18 protein-coding genes are annotated in these 14,931 nt (G+C 68.0%); 7 read left to right on the top strand and 11 right to left on the bottom strand.

Features of this window, described 5'->3' with window-relative positions:
• Positions 1-93: 93 nt before the first annotated feature.
• Positions 94-2,874 carry an AAA family ATPase gene (locus ACGF7Y_RS25420; RefSeq protein ID WP_393237282.1) on the top strand — a complete coding sequence of 927 codons (2,781 nt, stop codon included), beginning with the start codon at positions 94-96 and terminating at the stop codon, positions 2,872-2,874.
• Here ACGF7Y_RS25420 and ACGF7Y_RS25415 read toward each other — a convergent pair.
• The 6 genes from ACGF7Y_RS25415 to ACGF7Y_RS25390 all read right to left on the bottom strand — a co-directional run bounded on the left by ACGF7Y_RS25415 (position 2,865) and on the right by ACGF7Y_RS25390 (position 6,738).
• On the bottom strand, positions 2,865-3,650 hold the full coding sequence (locus ACGF7Y_RS25415; RefSeq protein ID WP_393237279.1) for an alpha/beta hydrolase: 786 nt from the start codon (positions 3,648-3,650) through the stop codon (positions 2,865-2,867). The genes ACGF7Y_RS25420 and ACGF7Y_RS25415 overlap by 10 nt on opposite strands.
• Positions 3,651-3,670: 20 nt before the next feature.
• Positions 3,671-4,717, bottom strand: a complete 1,047-nt coding sequence (locus ACGF7Y_RS25410) for an alpha/beta fold hydrolase (RefSeq protein ID WP_393237276.1) — start codon at positions 4,715-4,717, stop codon at positions 3,671-3,673.
• Positions 4,718-5,156: 439 nt separating this feature from the next.
• Complete coding sequence (locus tag ACGF7Y_RS25405) at positions 5,157-5,468, bottom strand: hypothetical protein (protein ID WP_393237273.1); 312 nt, start codon at positions 5,466-5,468, stop codon at positions 5,157-5,159.
• Positions 5,465-6,034: a hypothetical protein gene (locus tag ACGF7Y_RS25400; RefSeq protein WP_393237270.1), complete on the bottom strand. Its 570-nt coding sequence runs from the start codon at positions 6,032-6,034 to the stop codon at positions 5,465-5,467. Before ACGF7Y_RS25400 ends, ACGF7Y_RS25405 begins: the two co-directional genes overlap by 4 nt.
• A 190-nt stretch (positions 6,035-6,224) precedes the next feature.
• The gene (locus ACGF7Y_RS25395) at positions 6,225-6,509 is read right to left on the bottom strand and encodes a hypothetical protein (protein ID WP_393237267.1); all 285 of its coding nucleotides are present in this window, start codon (positions 6,507-6,509) and stop codon (positions 6,225-6,227) included.
• A 31-nt stretch (positions 6,510-6,540) separates the two neighbouring features.
• Positions 6,541-6,738: a hypothetical protein gene (locus ACGF7Y_RS25390; protein ID WP_393237265.1), complete on the bottom strand. Its 198-nt coding sequence runs from the start codon at positions 6,736-6,738 to the stop codon at positions 6,541-6,543.
• 249 nt (positions 6,739-6,987) lie between these two features.
• Here ACGF7Y_RS25390 and ACGF7Y_RS25385 point away from each other — a divergent pair, with 249 nt between their 5' ends.
• Positions 6,988-7,914 (top strand): helix-turn-helix domain-containing protein, encoded by a 927-nt coding sequence (locus ACGF7Y_RS25385; RefSeq protein WP_393237262.1) that lies wholly within the window; start codon positions 6,988-6,990, stop codon positions 7,912-7,914.
• On the top strand, positions 7,904-8,110 hold the full coding sequence (locus tag ACGF7Y_RS25380; RefSeq protein ID WP_393237259.1) for a DUF397 domain-containing protein: 207 nt from the start codon (positions 7,904-7,906) through the stop codon (positions 8,108-8,110). Before ACGF7Y_RS25385 ends, ACGF7Y_RS25380 begins: the two co-directional genes overlap by 11 nt.
• Positions 8,111-8,291: 181 nt before the next feature.
• Here ACGF7Y_RS25380 and ACGF7Y_RS25375 read toward each other — a convergent pair whose 3' ends face one another.
• The 3 genes from ACGF7Y_RS25375 to ACGF7Y_RS25365 are packed head-to-tail and all read right to left on the bottom strand — an operon-like array spanning position 8,292 to position 9,620.
• The gene (locus ACGF7Y_RS25375; RefSeq protein WP_393237256.1) at positions 8,292-8,930 is read right to left on the bottom strand and encodes a hypothetical protein; all 639 of its coding nucleotides are present in this window, start codon (positions 8,928-8,930) and stop codon (positions 8,292-8,294) included.
• A 47-nt stretch (positions 8,931-8,977) separates the two neighbouring features.
• On the bottom strand, positions 8,978-9,322 hold the full coding sequence (locus ACGF7Y_RS25370) for a PEP-utilizing enzyme (protein WP_393237252.1): 345 nt from the start codon (positions 9,320-9,322) through the stop codon (positions 8,978-8,980).
• A gap of 25 nt (positions 9,323-9,347) precedes the next feature.
• Entirely contained in the window at positions 9,348-9,620 is a 273-nt protein-coding gene (locus ACGF7Y_RS25365) for a hypothetical protein (RefSeq protein ID WP_393237249.1), read from the bottom strand.
• A gap of 107 nt (positions 9,621-9,727) precedes the next feature.
• Between ACGF7Y_RS25365 and ACGF7Y_RS25360 the strand changes: the two genes are divergently transcribed.
• Positions 9,728-10,933, top strand: a complete 1,206-nt coding sequence (locus ACGF7Y_RS25360; protein ID WP_393237246.1) for an FAD-dependent oxidoreductase — start codon at positions 9,728-9,730, stop codon at positions 10,931-10,933.
• A 31-nt stretch (positions 10,934-10,964) separates the two neighbouring features.
• Here ACGF7Y_RS25360 and ACGF7Y_RS25355 read toward each other — a convergent pair whose 3' ends face one another.
• Positions 10,965-11,894: an alpha/beta hydrolase gene (locus ACGF7Y_RS25355; RefSeq protein WP_393237243.1), complete on the bottom strand. Its 930-nt coding sequence runs from the start codon at positions 11,892-11,894 to the stop codon at positions 10,965-10,967.
• A 115-nt stretch (positions 11,895-12,009) separates the two neighbouring features.
• On the opposite strand from ACGF7Y_RS25355, the gene ACGF7Y_RS25350 reads away from it, so the two are divergent.
• On the top strand, positions 12,010-12,555 hold the full coding sequence (locus tag ACGF7Y_RS25350; RefSeq protein ID WP_393237240.1) for a TetR/AcrR family transcriptional regulator: 546 nt from the start codon (positions 12,010-12,012) through the stop codon (positions 12,553-12,555).
• Between the two features lie 172 nt (positions 12,556-12,727).
• Here ACGF7Y_RS25350 and arfB read toward each other — a convergent pair whose 3' ends face one another.
• Positions 12,728-13,153, bottom strand: a complete 426-nt coding sequence (arfB, locus tag ACGF7Y_RS25345) for an alternative ribosome rescue aminoacyl-tRNA hydrolase ArfB (RefSeq protein WP_393237237.1) — start codon at positions 13,151-13,153, stop codon at positions 12,728-12,730.
• A 495-nt stretch (positions 13,154-13,648) separates the two neighbouring features.
• Here arfB and ACGF7Y_RS25340 point away from each other — a divergent pair, with 495 nt between their 5' ends.
• Together ACGF7Y_RS25340 and ACGF7Y_RS25335 are read left to right on the top strand one after the other, a co-directional pair.
• Entirely contained in the window at positions 13,649-14,125 is a 477-nt protein-coding gene (locus tag ACGF7Y_RS25340) for a hypothetical protein (RefSeq protein WP_393237234.1), read from the top strand.
• A gap of 44 nt (positions 14,126-14,169) precedes the next feature.
• Positions 14,170-14,925, top strand: coding sequence for a DUF6882 domain-containing protein (locus ACGF7Y_RS25335; RefSeq protein ID WP_393237232.1), 756 nt, complete (start codon positions 14,170-14,172; stop codon positions 14,923-14,925).
• Positions 14,926-14,931: the final 6 nt, after the last annotated feature.

The raw sequence follows: 14,931 nt of genomic DNA, 5'->3' as shown, positions 1-14,931 counted from the left end.
GTCGAATGACCTCGGTATCGCCGCCGCGGCATAGCGTCGTCGCCCTGGAACCGACCGGTTAGTCTTGCCGCAGGCGGGAGAGGAGCGACCGACATGGAGTCATGTGCCGCGGCGATGGTGGGCCGCGACGACGAGCAGGCGCGGCTCTTCTCGTTCGTGGCAGCCCGGGGCGGCGGGTCGCTGATCCTGCGCGGCGAAACCGGTGTGGGCAAGAGCGCGCTGCTCGCGCACGCGGCCGAGCTGGCGGAGCGCTCCGAGCACGAGGTCCTGCGCGTGACCGGCGTCGAAGCCGAATCGGAATTGCCTTACGCGGGGCTGCACCAGTTCCTGTACCCGCTGCTGGCGCACGCGCGCGACCTCGACGAGGGGGCACGCGCCGCGTTCGACGCCGTCTTCGGGCAGCGGGCCGGGGATCCGCCCTCGGTCATGACGCTGGGTATCGCCGTGCTCAACCTGCTCGGCGCGGCCGCGCGGGAGCGGCCGCTACTGCTGGTCCTCGACGACGGCCAGTGGCTGGACGCCGCCAGCGCCGAGGTGTGCGGTTTCGTCGGGCGCAGGCTCACCGGCAGCGCGGTGAAGATGCTGATCGCACTGCGTGCCGACATCCCCTCTCGGCTGGATACCGCCGCCTTGCCCGAAACCACGATCCCGCCGTTGTCCGAGCAGGCAGCGGCCCGCCTGCTCGACCAGCGCCACCCGGGATTGAACGCACGCACTCGCCGCCTCACCCTCGAGCACGCGCGCGGTAACGCACTGGCGCTGCTGGAGCTGCCCGCCTACATCGTCGGCGCGGCGGACACCTCGGACGAGGTCATCGACGAGCTCGCGGTCCCGCTGCCGAAACGGTTGCAGCGCTTGTACAGCGGGCGGATCACGGCGCTTTCCGAGACCGTGCGCGCGGAGCTGCTGAAGGGCGCGCTCGACGGGGTGGGTGCGCGCGCCGCCGCGACCGTGGGGCCGGTCAGCCGCTACCGGATGCGCGACGCCGAGGAGGCGGTGCGCGTCGGATTACTCGAAATAGACCTGCGCACAGGCGATTTCATGTTTCGGCATCCGCTGGTTCGTTCGGCGGTGGTGCAGCTGGCCACGCCCAACCAGCGGCGGGCCGCGCACGCCGCGCTGGCGCGAGTGCACCATGCCGACGTCGAGCGCCGGGCCAAGCATCTGGCGGCGGCCACCATCGATCCCGACGAGCAGGTGGCCGCGGCGCTGGAGGCGGCGGCCGAATCGGCGACCCGCCGCGGCGGGGCGATGGCGGCGGTCGCATGGCTGACCCGCGCGGCCCAGCTCAGCGAGAACCACGAGGACCGTTCGCGCCGCCTCGGCGACGCTGCTTTCGTCGCCGGGCACGCGGCCCGGCTGGGACAGGCGCAGCGGATCGTGCAATCGGATCCGGCCCCCGGCGGGAACGAGTCACCGGCCGCGGTGCTGGCCTCGGCGTATTCGGCGCTGTACGAGGACGGTGACGTACGCACCTCGCATCGCCGCGTGTCGGCCGCGATCGAGGAGTTGTCCGCCCGGGGCGCGCGCGAGCAGCCGGAGGTGCTGGTCCGACTGGTGAACCTGCTGCTGGCGATCAGTCAGTACGCCGGCGACGCCGGGATGTGGACCAGCACCCGTGACCTGCTCGCCGGAATGGGCGAGCTGCCGCCGCATTCGCGGATCTACCGCGACTCGTGGAGCGATGTGGTGCGCCACGGCGCCGGCGTGGCGCCGCGGGTGGAGTCGGCCGCGGCGCGGCTGGCGGAGCTGGAGCCGTGGGACGTCACGCGACTGGCGGTCTCGTCCTATCATTTGGACATCGCGGTGGATTACCGCCCACACCTGCAGCGGATCGTGGACCGGGAACTGGAGACCGGCGCGGTGGCCAGCGGCATCGTCATGCTGCACCTGATCATGCTCGATCAAACCTCGACCGGCGAATGGGACGAGGCCGAGCGGACCGGTCTGCGGTCGCTGCGGCGGGCCGTCGACCTGGGCTACGACCTGTTCGCCCAGCAGAGCCGCGGCTATCTGGCGCAACTGGCGGCGCTGCGCGGGCGCCTCGACGAGGCCCGCGAACTGCAGGCGGTGGTCGATTCCTGGGCACGGCCGCGCGGCCTCGGGTTCCTCACCCAGGCCGCCGACGCCGCGGGCACGACCGCCGCGCTCACCGCGGGCGATTTCGAGGCGGCCTATCTGCACGCCATCGGCATCACACCCCCTGGCGAGTTCGCGCCGTACGCCTATCAGGCCTCGCGCAGCCTGCTGGACCTGGTCGAAGCCGCCGTGCACACCGGGCGCGCCGAGGAGGCGCGCGCCCATGCCGCCGCCGCGTGGGAGGCCGGCCTGCCTGCGATCTCCCCGCGCCTGGCGATCCTCACCTTCGGCGCCACGGCGATGACCGCCGACGACGACGCGCGCGCCGCCGACATGGTGGCTCGTGCCGAGAGTCATCCCTCGGCAGCACGTTTCCCCTTCGAGCTGGCACGGATCCGGTCGGCGCACGGGCTTCGGCTCCGGCACGCCAACAGCAGGACGACGGCCAGGCACTACCTGTCGGCGGCCGCGGCGTCGTTCGATCGGCTCGGCGCTGCGGCGTGGGCCGAACGCACGCGGACCGAACTGGGTCCGCTCGGCGTCAGCGCTGCCGGGGCAGCCGCGGAGCCCGCCACGCTGACCTGGCAGGAGCGCCGGATCGCCGATCTGGCGGCAGCGGGACTCACCAACAAGGAGATCGGCGTACAGCTGCACCTGTCGCCGCGGACCGTCGGCTCGCACCTGTATCGGATCTTCCCGAAATTGGGCATCACGACCCGCGCCGCCCTGCGGGACGCGCTCACCCGCGACACCCCTGTGCCGGAGGGACGAGCGCCGGATAGCGCTCAGAACTGAGCGCCGCCCGATCCGGCCCGGATGCCGTGCTCGGTCAGCCAGCCGAGGACATGATCGGCGATCGCATGCCACCCGCTGTCGATCACCAGGGAATGCCCGCGGTCGGCGAACTGCGCGAGCTCGCTGACCGCTACGGAGTCGCCATAGCGCTTGTACATCGCCCGCGTCATCGAATCGGGCGCCAGGCGGTCCTCCTGTCCGGAGACCAACAGCAACGGTCCGCGGTCCCGGTTGCCGGTGTCCACCGGCAGGCCGGGCCGACCGGGTTCGCTTCGTGCGGCGAGGTCACCGAGCAGCCGCTGGGGCATGGGGACGACGTGTCGGCCGAAGAGCGCGGTGGCCTCGCCCGCCTCGACCGCGTTGGCGAAGATCTCCCGGAATCCGCGCAGCGACAGGCGGGCCGGCTCGCCGGGGGATTCCGGTACGGCCGGCCATGCGACGACCGGCCCGGTGAGATCGCCGGGCGGCAGCGGCGCCAGTGCTACGGCCGCCCGGGCCAGGTTCGCGCCGAGCAGGTATTGGGCGATCAGGCCGCCGACGCAGTGGCCGATGAGCACCGGGGGAGTGTCGAACGAGCGCGCGACGCGCGCGTAGTGCGCGGTCAGTGCCGCCAGCCCGAGACCGCGCCACCCGGAGGGATCGGCGCGGGTCGCGGCGACGGTGTCCGGCTCACCCGGCCAATGGGGAGCGCTCACCGCGTACCCCCGGCTCGTGAGAGACCGTGTCCACCCTTGCCACGACGACGCGTGCAGCCACGCGCCGTGCAGCAGTACCACGGGTGTTCGACGCGCCGGCTTCACAGGTGGTCGACGTCGATGATCGCCTGGGCGAAAGGTTTCGGAGCCTCCTGTGGCACATTGTGCCCGATGCCGTCGAGCACCCGGTGCTGGTATCGGCCGGTGAACCTGCCGCGGTAGGCCGCGCCGTCCTTGGCCGCGCCGTCGAAGTCGCTGGCCAGGGTGATGGTGGGCGCGGTGATGGCCGGAGCGGCCGCGAGTTGCTGCTCGTAGCCGTCGTACTGCGGTTCGCCCGGCACCAGCCCCAGGCGCCAGCGGTAGTTGTGGACGACGATGTCGACGTGGTCGGGGTTGTCGAACGCCGCCGCGCTGCGGTCGTAGGTGGCGTCGTCGAAGTTCCACTGCGGCGAGGCGTTGCGCCAGATCAGCTTGTTGAAGTCGTGCCGGTTGCGGGCGTAGCCGAGGCGGCCGCGCTCGGTGGCGAAGTAGTACTGATACCACCAGCCGAGTTCGGCCTGCGGGGACAGCGGCTGCTGGTTGCCGGTCAGCGAGGTGACCAGGTACCCGCTCACCGAGACCAGGGCCCGGCAGCGTTGCGGCCATAACGCGGCGACGATGTCGGCGGTGCGTGAGCCCCAGTCGAATCCGCCGAGGATGGCCGCGTCGATACCCAGCGCGTCCATGAGATCGACCACGTCGCGGGCGATCGCCGACTGCTGGGCGTTGCGGACGGTCCGCTCCGACCGGAACGTCGTCGGTCCGTAACCGCGCAGGTAGGGCACGATCACTCGGTAACCGGCCGTCGCGAGCAGCGGCCCCACGTCGGCGTAGCTGAACGGGTCGTACGGCCAGCCGTGCAGCAACAGCACCGGTGTGCCGGTGGCGGAGCCGTACTCGACGTAACCGACGTTCAGCAGCCCCGCGTCGATCTGCCGGACGGGGCCGAGGGTTGTGTGTGCGCCCGCCCCGGCGCGCAGGGCTGCGCCCGCCGGTGCGGTGGCGGTCGTCGACTCCGCGGCCGAGCAGGCGGCGAGTGAGCCGGCGGCCACCCCTGCGGCGCCCACGGCCAGCGCTCCGCCGAACAATCGTCGTCTGTTGATGGTCATCGCAACTCCCTCGGAAGACTCCGGCTCCTGACCGCATACGGTCGCCATCGACGCTAGGCAGCGCCCGCGTCCCGCCGCCTCTGTCGGATGACGTAATCGGTGACTGCCGCTGCCACACGGATGACTGTCGGTCATCGCCGCGACCGGCACCGCAGCGCATTCGGCCAGGGACGACAGGGCGCACCATGGTCGCCGGAGCCCGACGCGCACCGGACCAGACTTCCGCCGGTCCCGACGAAGACATTCGACGGCGCGAGATGGCGCGGAAGTTTCGCGTGAGCACGACGGTGTCGTTGTAGCGACTCGGTCCGATCGTCCCGGTCCCCGGCGGTGAACAGCGTCGGCAGCGGCCGCCGCTGGAACTCGGTCGACAGGCGCTCGAAGCCTCGGTTGGTGGTCGTAGGGGACGAAAGCGTGTGCGCAATCGGATCAGAGAGTCTTATCCTGCGATATTTCGAATCGCCGCCAGCGCGTCGTTGATCCCCTCTTCGTAGAAGCCCGTTCGGTAGCGCGCTTCCTGGCCGCCCAGAAACTGAAAGGTGAGGTGTAACAGGCGTACCCACATGTCGGCGATTGACGTCGGCAGGTGCCGCACGAAGTCACCGGTCGAGTCGGCCGCGGCCTCGTTGCCGGGGGACCGGCTCGCCGAAGCTGGATCGTCCCCCTCGCCTTCGGCGGCGACAGCAGTGAACCGAGAGTCAGCGCACTGATGTCGGCTTCTTTCCACCAGCCCTTCGGGAGTCGCGTTCATCCCTTGGCTGTGACGGTCCATATCGCCAGTTCGGCCTCGCGAGACGGCGTCCCGTTCCATGGATGGTTCCGAAAACCATCGTCCCTGAGGTACTCCATGTATTTCGCTCCGGCGTACCCCCAGTTGGTGATATCCAGCTCGGCCGTCCTGTGTCCGAGTTCGCTTTGCTTCCACACATGTGCGATGTCGGTGGCGATGGGGCGGAGATCATCCGGCGTTGCCGCCGTGGGTACATCGAGGGTGATGAGGAATACCATGTCATCCAGTCGGCTGGGATCTCCCACCACGTCCACAGAATTGAGACACGCTCCCTCCGGTAGGTGCGTCGCTGCCAGGGCGGTCTTCAATTCCTTGGTAACCAGGGGATCGGCAGACAGGGCGGGGCAGCTTGCTGGTTTGGCTGTTGTCGAGGTCGTCGCCCCGCTCGGCTCCGCCACCGAATCGACTGAGCTCCCTCGATCGCAAGCCGCCAGCACTGCGACACCGACGACGACTGCCAGCAGACTCGATCCGGTACGAACCATCGACCCCACCATGTTCCCTCCGCTCAGGTTCGACTCAGCCATGGACGGCACGTCACCCCTCGACGCATCTCTCGCGAGAACAGCCGGCACTCCCGATATGACCGAGGTTTCATACTATCCGTCGCAACCCGAGAGGCCCTGCGCCGGAGTCGCTCACCACGCGGCGACCGGGTTCGAGGTACCGCCGCGGATGTGTTCTCGGATCACCGCGACCTCCGTCCTCGGATCGAAGTCACTCGGGGTGTGGGCGCTTCACCTGTTCTCCGGGCGGATGCCACCGGGTCAACTCCCGGCGGCACACCGCGAACTCCTCGGCGTCGCGCAGCACCCGGCCCGCGGCGAGGTCGAGGTCGAACGTGTGGTCACTGTGGCCGGTCATCGCCGCGATCATCCGGCGGGTGGTGGACCGGATCGCGGACTTGTCGCCGGTCACCGTCCAGCGGTTCACCGCGGGCACATAGATGAGCCAGCGCGGGCCGCAGCAGTGCACTTCGACGTAGTACCGGCGCATGGTCACGGCCTCCGCGCTCTGACCGGACGCCGTCGGATTATTCGGTCCATGACAGGACTTCGGTGAGGGTCACCGGAGGCGGGGGAGGGGTCGGCACCCCGCCTCCGGGACGTTCGGGGGCGGCGGCCCACTGCCGCAGCGCGTCCGCGTAGCGCTCGAGCACGGGCAGTGGCACGCCCGTGTAGGGGGCGCGTGACCGGGGAAACGGAACGCGTTGCGGTAGTGCGTTGGTCATGGGTCCTCCGCTGGTCGAATGGCGGCGAACGGGGAGTTCGCCGCGCCGATCACGCGGTGAGTGGAGCACCGGACGCGGGCGGTGTGGTTATTCCCGCGGAAATTCGCTATGGAAAGTGGCAAAAGCCCTGGACACCTTCCAGCGATCCTGCACAATGTGCTCCAAGATATCGAAATATGGCCTTCCACAACGACTTTCGGAACATTCCAGTTCGCGAGTGCGGATATTCCACAGAAGGGAGCAAACAGTATGGGGGAGCGGGAAGCGGGCGGCGAGGATCGGCAGGTCGAGGCCGGCATTCGCGGGACCGGGGGCGTTCCACACCGCAGTCTCGGCCGCTGCCTGCGCGGGATGCGGCAGGAGGCCGGGCTGTCCATCGAGGTGGCGTCGCGGGCGATCGGGCGCGGGGCGGGGACACTGCATCGGTTGGAGACCGGTGCGCCGAACGTGGTCGTGCGCGATGAGGACCTGCGGCGGCTGTGCAGGCTGTATCAGCGGGTGGACATGCTGCCGGTGTTGGAATCGCTGGCGGCGCAGGGGAGGACACCGTCATGGTTGGACGAGTTTCCCGATCAGGTGAATCCGACGTTCAACGCGTACATCCAGATGGAGGCGGCGGCCTCCCGTCTCACGAGTTACCGTCCCGATCTGCTGCCCGGAATATTTCAGATCCCCGAGTACGCGCGGGCGCTGGACCGGGTGTACTTCCCCATGGATACCGCCGAGGAGATCGAGCGGAGAGTCAAGGTTCGGCGCAACCGGCAAGGGCTCATCACCCGCGATATCGCGCCGCTGAATGCGGTGCTGTTGCTGGACGAAGCGGCAACCAGGCGAGTGGTCGGCGGCCCGCGCGTCATGTCAGTGCAGTTGCGTCACCTCGCGGACCTGCCGCCGAACGTTCGCGTGCAGGTGCTTCCATTCGGGGCCGGGTACCCGCTGGGGACCTCCACCGGACCGTTCACGATTCTGGACTTCGCGGCAGACGACGACGGGCGGGTGCTGGAGCCGCCGGTGGTCTACGTTCAGAGCTATACCGGTGATATCTACCTGGAGCGACCCAGTACTGTTCGCCGCTATCGAGCTGCAATCGAAGTCATGAAGCGAGTAGCGTTGGACGTGCCGAGTAGCAAACGCCTGCTGCGGCAGGCAGCGAAGGAGTTCGACTGTGTCCGTTGATCTATCCGGAGCGCGCTGGTTCAAGAGCTCTCGTAGTTCCGCCGGTAGTGACTGCGTCGAGATAGCGCATCTGGACGGCGGGCGTGTGGGGGTTCGTGACTCGAAGAATCCCCAAGGTGGGGTGCTGGTATTTTCGCCCTCGGCATGGGACGCGTTTGTGTCGGGGCGCGGGACGGGGAGTTCGACCGACGTCTAGCTGCGCCCGCTCGATCGCTGTAAGGTCTCGGACCTCGTGGCGGAATCTCGGCATTTCGCCTGGCGAGCAGCCGGGGCACTTTTGTGCCCGAGAGGAGTTATGTCCACGGCGCAGTTCCGGAGCGCGGCCCGGGCACTGTCCTGGACAGCCCGAACCGCCGGGCTTGGGAGAACCTACCTACCTAGGGGCCGGAGGTGAGTGCCCTGTCGATACCCAGCGTGGCAATCAGATCTTCGTGCAGTTCGAACCAAACTCGGTGGGCGGAATCGTATTTGGTGCCGGTGACCATCTCGGGATCGTCGGCGGCCAGGGAGACGGCCGCGGCGAACCGAGTGTCGTAACCGGAGAACCGGGCGAGTCGCTCGGTGAGCTGAATCGTCAGCGGAACCAATTCCGCTGCGAGGCTGTGCAGTTCGGCCAGGATCGGCCGGTCCCGCTGTGCGTCCCCGTGGTCGTTGTCCTGCATGCTGCCATCGGGAAGGATGGTCAACTGCCAGGCGGTGCAAGCCCGCACCAACCGTGCGTTGAGCGGGAGAAACTCGCGATAGACGTCTTTCACGAACGCTTTTTCCCCACACTCGGAAAGCTCGTCGGCGAGTAGTCGCTCGTTCTCCGCACGCCCGCTCTCGGTGAGCGACCACCCCGCGTCCGACCCGAACCGGAAGCGGCTGATCCAACCACGCCCTCGGAAGTCCCGCACGTGCGACTCGGCGAGGCCGACGGGCATTCCGTATCGGTCGGCCACCGCCTGCGTATCAACGAACCCGCCGAGGCGGATCGCGTGCAACGCGAGCAACGAACTACGGGAAACGTGCGTCATCCCGGACCTCCCTTTCGTATCGAGCAGCCATGCCTGGTGAAGCGACATCAACGTTGGGTCGAGCGAACGGCATGAACGTGTCCATTGGTCCCATCGACCGAGATGATCCGATGTTTCGCCAGGGCCTCCATCGCCCCGTCGGCCGCCACCACGGCTGGAATCCCGTACTCGCGGGCCACGATCGCCGCATGGGACAGAATTCCGCCGGTTTCGGTCACCACCGCTGCGGCAAGGCTGAAAAGCGCTGTCCACGACGGATCTGTCGTGCGGCAGACGATGACATCGCCCGGCCGAACCGCGTCGAAGTCGTCAACACTGTGCACCAGCCGGACCGGGCCGGCGACAACACCACGGCTGGCCGGGGCGCCGGTGGCTATCGGTGCTTCTGGCATCTTGGTTCCTCCTGTCTGCCGCGCCTCACAGCCGGGTGGTAGCCGCGTGGCGCTCTGCGACGCGGGTCGCGAATCGTTTCTGCGCGGCCTGCCTGGAGACGCCGAGGTGGGCGCCGATTTCCGCCCAGGGCATGCCTGCGTGCCGGGCTTGGTCCACGAAATAGTCGAGCAGCTGATCGGCCGCCCGCAACCAATGCGCAGCGTGAATCACTGCTGCTGCCAACTGGTCCAGGCACCTATCGGGGTGGGCCCGCTCGATCGCGACGATCACGTCGCGCAGTGGCAGCTGTCGATCCATACGTCAACCATAGGTTGACGATTGCGACCTCGTCAACTACTAGTTGACGGCATGGCGATAGCTCGTGGATGACTTTCGCCGACAACAAATCCATCCAGGAGTCGCAAATGGAAGCTCTCGAGAACGCCGCGCACCAGCACGCCGAGACATCGGGCAGGCGGGCGACGGTCGTCGGCGCCGGTATCGCTGGTTTGGCCGCCGCGTTGCGGCTGCATCAGCAAGGTTGGGACGTCGTCGTGGTCGAACGCGCGCCGAGTCGTCGCAGTAGCGGTTACCTGATGAACCTGCACGGACCCGGATATGCCGCTGCCGAGCGGCTCGGGCTGGTACCGGCGCTGACCCCGCGCGATATCGGATTCTTCACCTCGGTCCTCGTCCACGCGGACGGCCGGGAGAAGTTCAGGATTCCGGCCACTGTCACCGAGGCCGCTGTCGGAAACCGGGCACTGAGCTTGTTCCGCGGCGACTTGGAGTCGGCGCTATACGACGCCGTGGCCGACCTCGCCGACATCCGTTTCGGCACCACCGTGCAGGCCGTCACCCAGACCCCCGGGGAAGTCGTGGTCACCCTCGGTGACGACACGCATTTGCGAGCCGAACTCCTCGTCGGCGCCGATGGCGTGCACTCCCGAGTCCGCGAGCTCGTATTCGGCGCCGAGCCCGAATATTTCGTGGACCTGGGCCACATGGTCGGCGCATTTCCGCTGGAAACAGTTCCCGAGCACGTACCCGGAGGCGTCGGCACCACCTTTATCGGCCCCGGACGCACGGCCGCGGTGATGAACCTGGGACCGGAACGGTCCTCGGCGTTCTTCACCTACCGCTGCCCCGACACCGGCACCGAACTGGCTCTCGGCGCCGCGCCTGCCCTCACCCGAGCGTTCGGGGATCTCGGCGGCGGCGTCGCCGACGCCCTCCACCAACTCGAGGCCGACCCCGCCGCCTACTTCGACTCGGTCGGCCAAATCGTGATGGACCGCTGGAGTCACGGCCGAGTCGTCCTGCTCGGGGACGCGGCATGGTGCGTAACGGTATTCGCCGGCTACGGTGCCGCCCTGGCCCTCGACGGCGCCGACCAGCTCGGCACCGCGCTGGCGGCACACGGCGATGACATTCCCACCGCTCTCGACACCTGGGAGAGGGCGTTGCGCCCGGAAGTACACAAACGACAGGCACTGGCCCGGAAAGGAATCAGCCGATTCGCTCCGCCATCACGCGCACATGTGTGGGCCGGCGAACTGATGCTCCGCGCCATCCAGCTCCCCGGCATCCGCGGCCTGGTCCGACGCTCCATCCAACGCGCCAACAACTAGTCGGGCGCCACGTTCGGCGACTGAGTACCTGTCAGGCGGGGACTGCGGTGTTCAGGAAGCCGAGTTGGTCGGCGACGACGGTCGGAAAGGCCGGCTCGAGGTAGAGGTCGAAGTGGCCGAGGTCGTATTCGCGGACGGTGGCGTGCGGCATCTTCGTCGCGGCCCTGCGGGCGGGTTCGGCGGGTGTGACGAGGTCGGCGCGGGCGATCTGGATCAGCGCGGGACAGCTGACCGCGGCTGCTTTGCGGCCCGGTGAATAGAGACCGATGCGGGCGACGATGCGGGCTGCGACGGTGCGCGGATATTCCGAACCGTCGAGGCCGGCCTGCTGTTCCAGACGAATCAGCCCGGGCATGGCGTCGGGGCTGGTCAGTACCGCCAGGTCGCCGGGGTGGCCGATGCCGCCGATGTAGCGGGGTTCGCGTCCGAGAGCACCGCGGACGGTGTCTTCGATCGCCGCGGGCAACAGGCGCAGTCCGGACAGGACGCCTCGGGCGCGCACCGCGGCCGGGCCACTCACATGCGGAACTTGAGCGATGATCGCGGCCAGCTTTTCGCCGCTCGCCGCGAGGGTGATGATGTGGCCGCCGGAGAACGAGGTGCCCCATGCGACGATCCGGTTCGGGTCGGCGCCGGGCAGGGTCCTGGCGAAGGCGATCGCGGTGCGCCAGTCGTCGAGTTGGTCGGTGATGTCGAGTACGTGGCGCGGCAGTCCATCGCTGTCGCCCCAGTATCGGTAGTCGAAGACCACCACGAGGTATCCGGCGCGCGCGAATGATTCGGCGTAGGCGTAGAGCCGATGTGCCCGCGGAGCCCCGAATCCGTGTGCCATCACCACCACCGGCCTCGGGGCGTCCAGATTACCGATATCGAGCGTCGGTCGGAAAACAGTTGCTGCGCAACGTGTTCCGTGCGACGAGAACCCGGTTTCCGCGCGGGTGAATTCATATGTGGCGGTCATCGACACTCCTGAGACTGTGGCGGCTGGCTCGATCGCGACTGCCAGTCAGATCTTGATCGGCATTCAAGAAAGACTGTAGATGTGTCTTGAATGTGAATCAAGATAGAGTGGTCGGATGCCCCGCAACCGCCGTCCCCGCGACGCTGACGAGAAACGCGACGAGATCGTCGCCGCAGCCCAGGGCCTGTTCCGCGAACTCGGCTACGACAAGGCGTCCATGGCGCGGATAGCCGTCAGCGCCGGAGTCACGGCGAACACGATCTATTGGTATTTCACGGCCAAGGACGAGGTGCTGGTCGCCGTCCTGGACAAGGACTTCGCCACCGCCTTGGCCGGGTACGAACAGCTGACGGATCTTCCGCTGGTGGAGCGGCTGTGCTGGGTGGTGCGCTGGCTGCGAGACACCCGCATGCTGGTCGACACCGTGCATGCCCGCGCGGGCCTGTCCCCGACCATCGCGGCGTGGCACGACCGGTTCCACGCCACCGCCGATCACATCCTCGCCGAGGAATTGCGCGCCGCGGGCGCCACGGAATCAACAGTGGCGCCGGCCGCCAAGAACATCACCTTCGTGATCGAGGCCCTGCTCACGCACCCCCAAGATGACGCGACGGAGCTGACGATGCTCGAACTGCTGGTGCGATCGGTTGTTCCGGCCTGAGGGGTGTGGGCGAGCCACCGCACGCGGCCGCCGGGACGGCGATCGAAGCCGTCCTGAAAACATTTCGTGAAAATGGCGTCTTGGTGTCGAGGCGAGGCCCGCAGTTGCGTGACACCTCGCTCCGGTGGAGATCGGATCGGTGTGGGGTTACCGACGTCCGTGGTCGATCCAGCTAGTCGTCAGGGGCGCGGCGGTTGCGTTTGGTGACGCCGCGCCGCTTCTTCGCGGAGATACGACGTTCCTTTGCTCCGCGCGAGGGCTTGGTGGGGCGGCGAACAGGTGACGGTGCGGAAGCGGCGTCACGTAGTAACGAGGCCAGGCGTTCGCGGGCGGCCGCCCGGTTTCGCAGCTGTTCGCGTCGCTCCGATGCGACGACCGTGAGAACCCCGTCGACAAGGCGGGTGGCCAGGCGGTGGAGCATCCTGGTGCGCAGCCACTCCGGCACCGAGGGCGAGTTGGCGAGGTCGAACGACAGCTCTACTCGGCTGTCGGTGGTGTTGACGTGCTGGCCTCCCGGCCCGGACGACCGCGAGAACCGCTCCCGTAGCTCGGACCCGGGTATCACCAGCATCCCGGTCACGATCAGGTCCTCTGCCATGATCCGACGCCGTTCTTTCCGATCCAGGAGTCGACTCGGCCACGCCGGTCCAGTCCCGACTCAATGGTGATCTTGTGGTTCACAATAGCGATGACCTGCCGATGTGTGACAGCAGCCCGTCCGCACATGCCGCGACCCGCGCGATCCCGAGGCCCGCGGGCCGGTCGACGAACTGCCAATCACCGGATGCTTCACGTACCCTCCGCAGCACCTGTTGTGGCGGCAGGAGTTCGCAGTGGACATATCCCCGCGGTTGAGGTCGGCAAGCATTCTCCAGGCGGCGTAATGGTCAGGCGGCAACCCGAGGTGCGGCCCGCACCAATCACCGATGCCAGCATCAGAGGTTCTGCTTACTTGGCCGCCGAGGCGGACTTCGGGATCAACGGCCGAGCAGCCGTGACCGCGTGGGGCCCATTGCCGCCGGCTCGGCGGTAACGTGAGGGTGTGTCGGAGCGGGGGATCGAATTCAAGCCGGATGCGGATGATCCGAAGCGGGTGAAACTGTACAGAGGTCTGCCGCAGGGCGTTTCGCGGGCCGAGATCACCTACCGCGCCGAGGGTGGTTTCCGCGGTACCCGGTTGGTGCGCTGTTCCGAGGCGGAGTTCGCGCATCTTCGCACCGCCGTCGACGGGGTCTACGAAGGGCCGTGGAGCGAAGCCCGTCGGGTAACGGTGTCGGAAGCCCGGCATTACATCGACCAGGCGCAACGGCGGATCGAGCAGCAGGAAGCGGAGATACGCCGCAGGCGGGAATCCGTGGACCTGACCTGCCCTTGGTGTGAGCGGCAGCGCACCTACCTCGGCATCCTCGGTTTCATCACCGGACATACCGGCTTCATGACCGATCACCCCAGCGAGCTGGGCCAGCAGGTCGTCCAGCAGCATGCCTACCGGTGCGATCGGTGCGGCTCCATGCAGCTGTTCGCCGATGGTTTCCTTTCCCACCCGTTGCCCGGCAGGAAGCCGTCGTAGGCGCGGCGTCGCAGCGGTGACTCCGCGTTGACTACGCTGACGCGGTGCCCCAATCCGTGCCACTGACGAGACTTCTCGATGACGCGGGCTTGCTGTCACTCGAGCATCGGCTCCACCTCGAAGACGTGCTCGGCGCACACGTGTGGGAGGTCGACCTGGAAGAACGCCGACTCGAATTCGCCGGCGACGAGGGCTCGTTCGTGTGCACCGACGTCCATCTGCTCGGCACGGCCGACGCCGAGACGTGGCTGTGGGGGTGGGTCAATCCCTGGGGTTACCCGCGTTCGCTGCTGCGTGCCGCGGAGACGGTGCGCGAGTTCGGCCTTCGATACGGTGTCGCCGAATTGTGTTCGGCCGAATTGCCGGTGGTGCTCGGTGGCGCGGCCCCGGAGCCCTATCAGGTAGCGGGGCTGATGGCGGACGCCGCGAAGATCGTCTGCGGGCGCTGGAACTCCTACTGCGGCGTCATCGATGGCGCCTGCGTCGCGTTTCTGATCGACCATCCGGCGTTCGAACTGCCCGCGCCCACCCCCTCGGGTCTCGCTCGCGTCCTGGCCTATGGTTTCGGCGCACTGCCCCTGACCGATCACCGGCGCGCCGTGTACAGCTATCTGAACCGGCGGGGTCTGGTCACCGAATTCCTCGACGACTACCGGTGGCTGGAATTCGGCGGCGACGGTCTGGCGGGTGAAGTGGAGTTCGACGCTTCCGGCCGGATCGCGAGCCTGGATATCCGACTCGCGACGGAGGGGATCGATTCGCCCTTCGAGGCGCAAACGCAGTCCGCCTCATCCCACTGACCGTCC

It is taken from the genome of Nocardia sp. NPDC047654, assembly GCF_043205035.1.
In the GTDB taxonomy this organism is placed as follows: Bacteria; Actinomycetota; Actinomycetes; order Mycobacteriales; family Mycobacteriaceae; genus Nocardia.
This window is presented reverse-complemented; position numbering and strand designations above follow the sequence as displayed.

What these genes read in the sequence shown, in the direction of transcription:
- ACGF7Y_RS25400 (WP_393237270.1), bottom strand. Translation starts at nt 6,034, where the DNA reads ATGGCTGAGTCGAACCTGAGCGGAGGGAACATGGTGGGGTCGATGGTT.
- ACGF7Y_RS25410 (WP_393237276.1), bottom strand. Translation starts at nt 4,717, where the DNA reads ATGACCATCAACAGACGACGATTGTTCGGCGGAGCGCTGGCCGTGGGC.
- ACGF7Y_RS25390 (WP_393237265.1), bottom strand. Translation starts at nt 6,738, where the DNA reads ATGACCAACGCACTACCGCAACGCGTTCCGTTTCCCCGGTCACGCGCC.
- ACGF7Y_RS25370 (WP_393237252.1), bottom strand. Translation starts at nt 9,322, where the DNA reads ATGCCAGAAGCACCGATAGCCACCGGCGCCCCGGCCAGCCGTGGTGTT.
- ACGF7Y_RS25365 (WP_393237249.1), bottom strand. Translation starts at nt 9,620, where the DNA reads ATGGATCGACAGCTGCCACTGCGCGACGTGATCGTCGCGATCGAGCGG.
- ACGF7Y_RS25360 (WP_393237246.1), top strand. Translation starts at nt 9,728, where the DNA reads ATGGAAGCTCTCGAGAACGCCGCGCACCAGCACGCCGAGACATCGGGC.
- ACGF7Y_RS25420 (WP_393237282.1), top strand. Translation starts at nt 94, where the DNA reads ATGGAGTCATGTGCCGCGGCGATGGTGGGCCGCGACGACGAGCAGGCG.
- ACGF7Y_RS25350 (WP_393237240.1), top strand. Translation starts at nt 12,010, where the DNA reads ATGCCCCGCAACCGCCGTCCCCGCGACGCTGACGAGAAACGCGACGAG.
- ACGF7Y_RS25405 (WP_393237273.1), bottom strand. Translation starts at nt 5,468, where the DNA reads ATGAACGCGACTCCCGAAGGGCTGGTGGAAAGAAGCCGACATCAGTGC.
- arfB (WP_393237237.1), bottom strand. Translation starts at nt 13,153, where the DNA reads ATGGCAGAGGACCTGATCGTGACCGGGATGCTGGTGATACCCGGGTCC.
- ACGF7Y_RS25375 (WP_393237256.1), bottom strand. Translation starts at nt 8,930, where the DNA reads ATGACGCACGTTTCCCGTAGTTCGTTGCTCGCGTTGCACGCGATCCGC.
- ACGF7Y_RS25385 (WP_393237262.1), top strand. Translation starts at nt 6,988, where the DNA reads ATGGGGGAGCGGGAAGCGGGCGGCGAGGATCGGCAGGTCGAGGCCGGC.
- ACGF7Y_RS25355 (WP_393237243.1), bottom strand. Translation starts at nt 11,894, where the DNA reads ATGACCGCCACATATGAATTCACCCGCGCGGAAACCGGGTTCTCGTCG.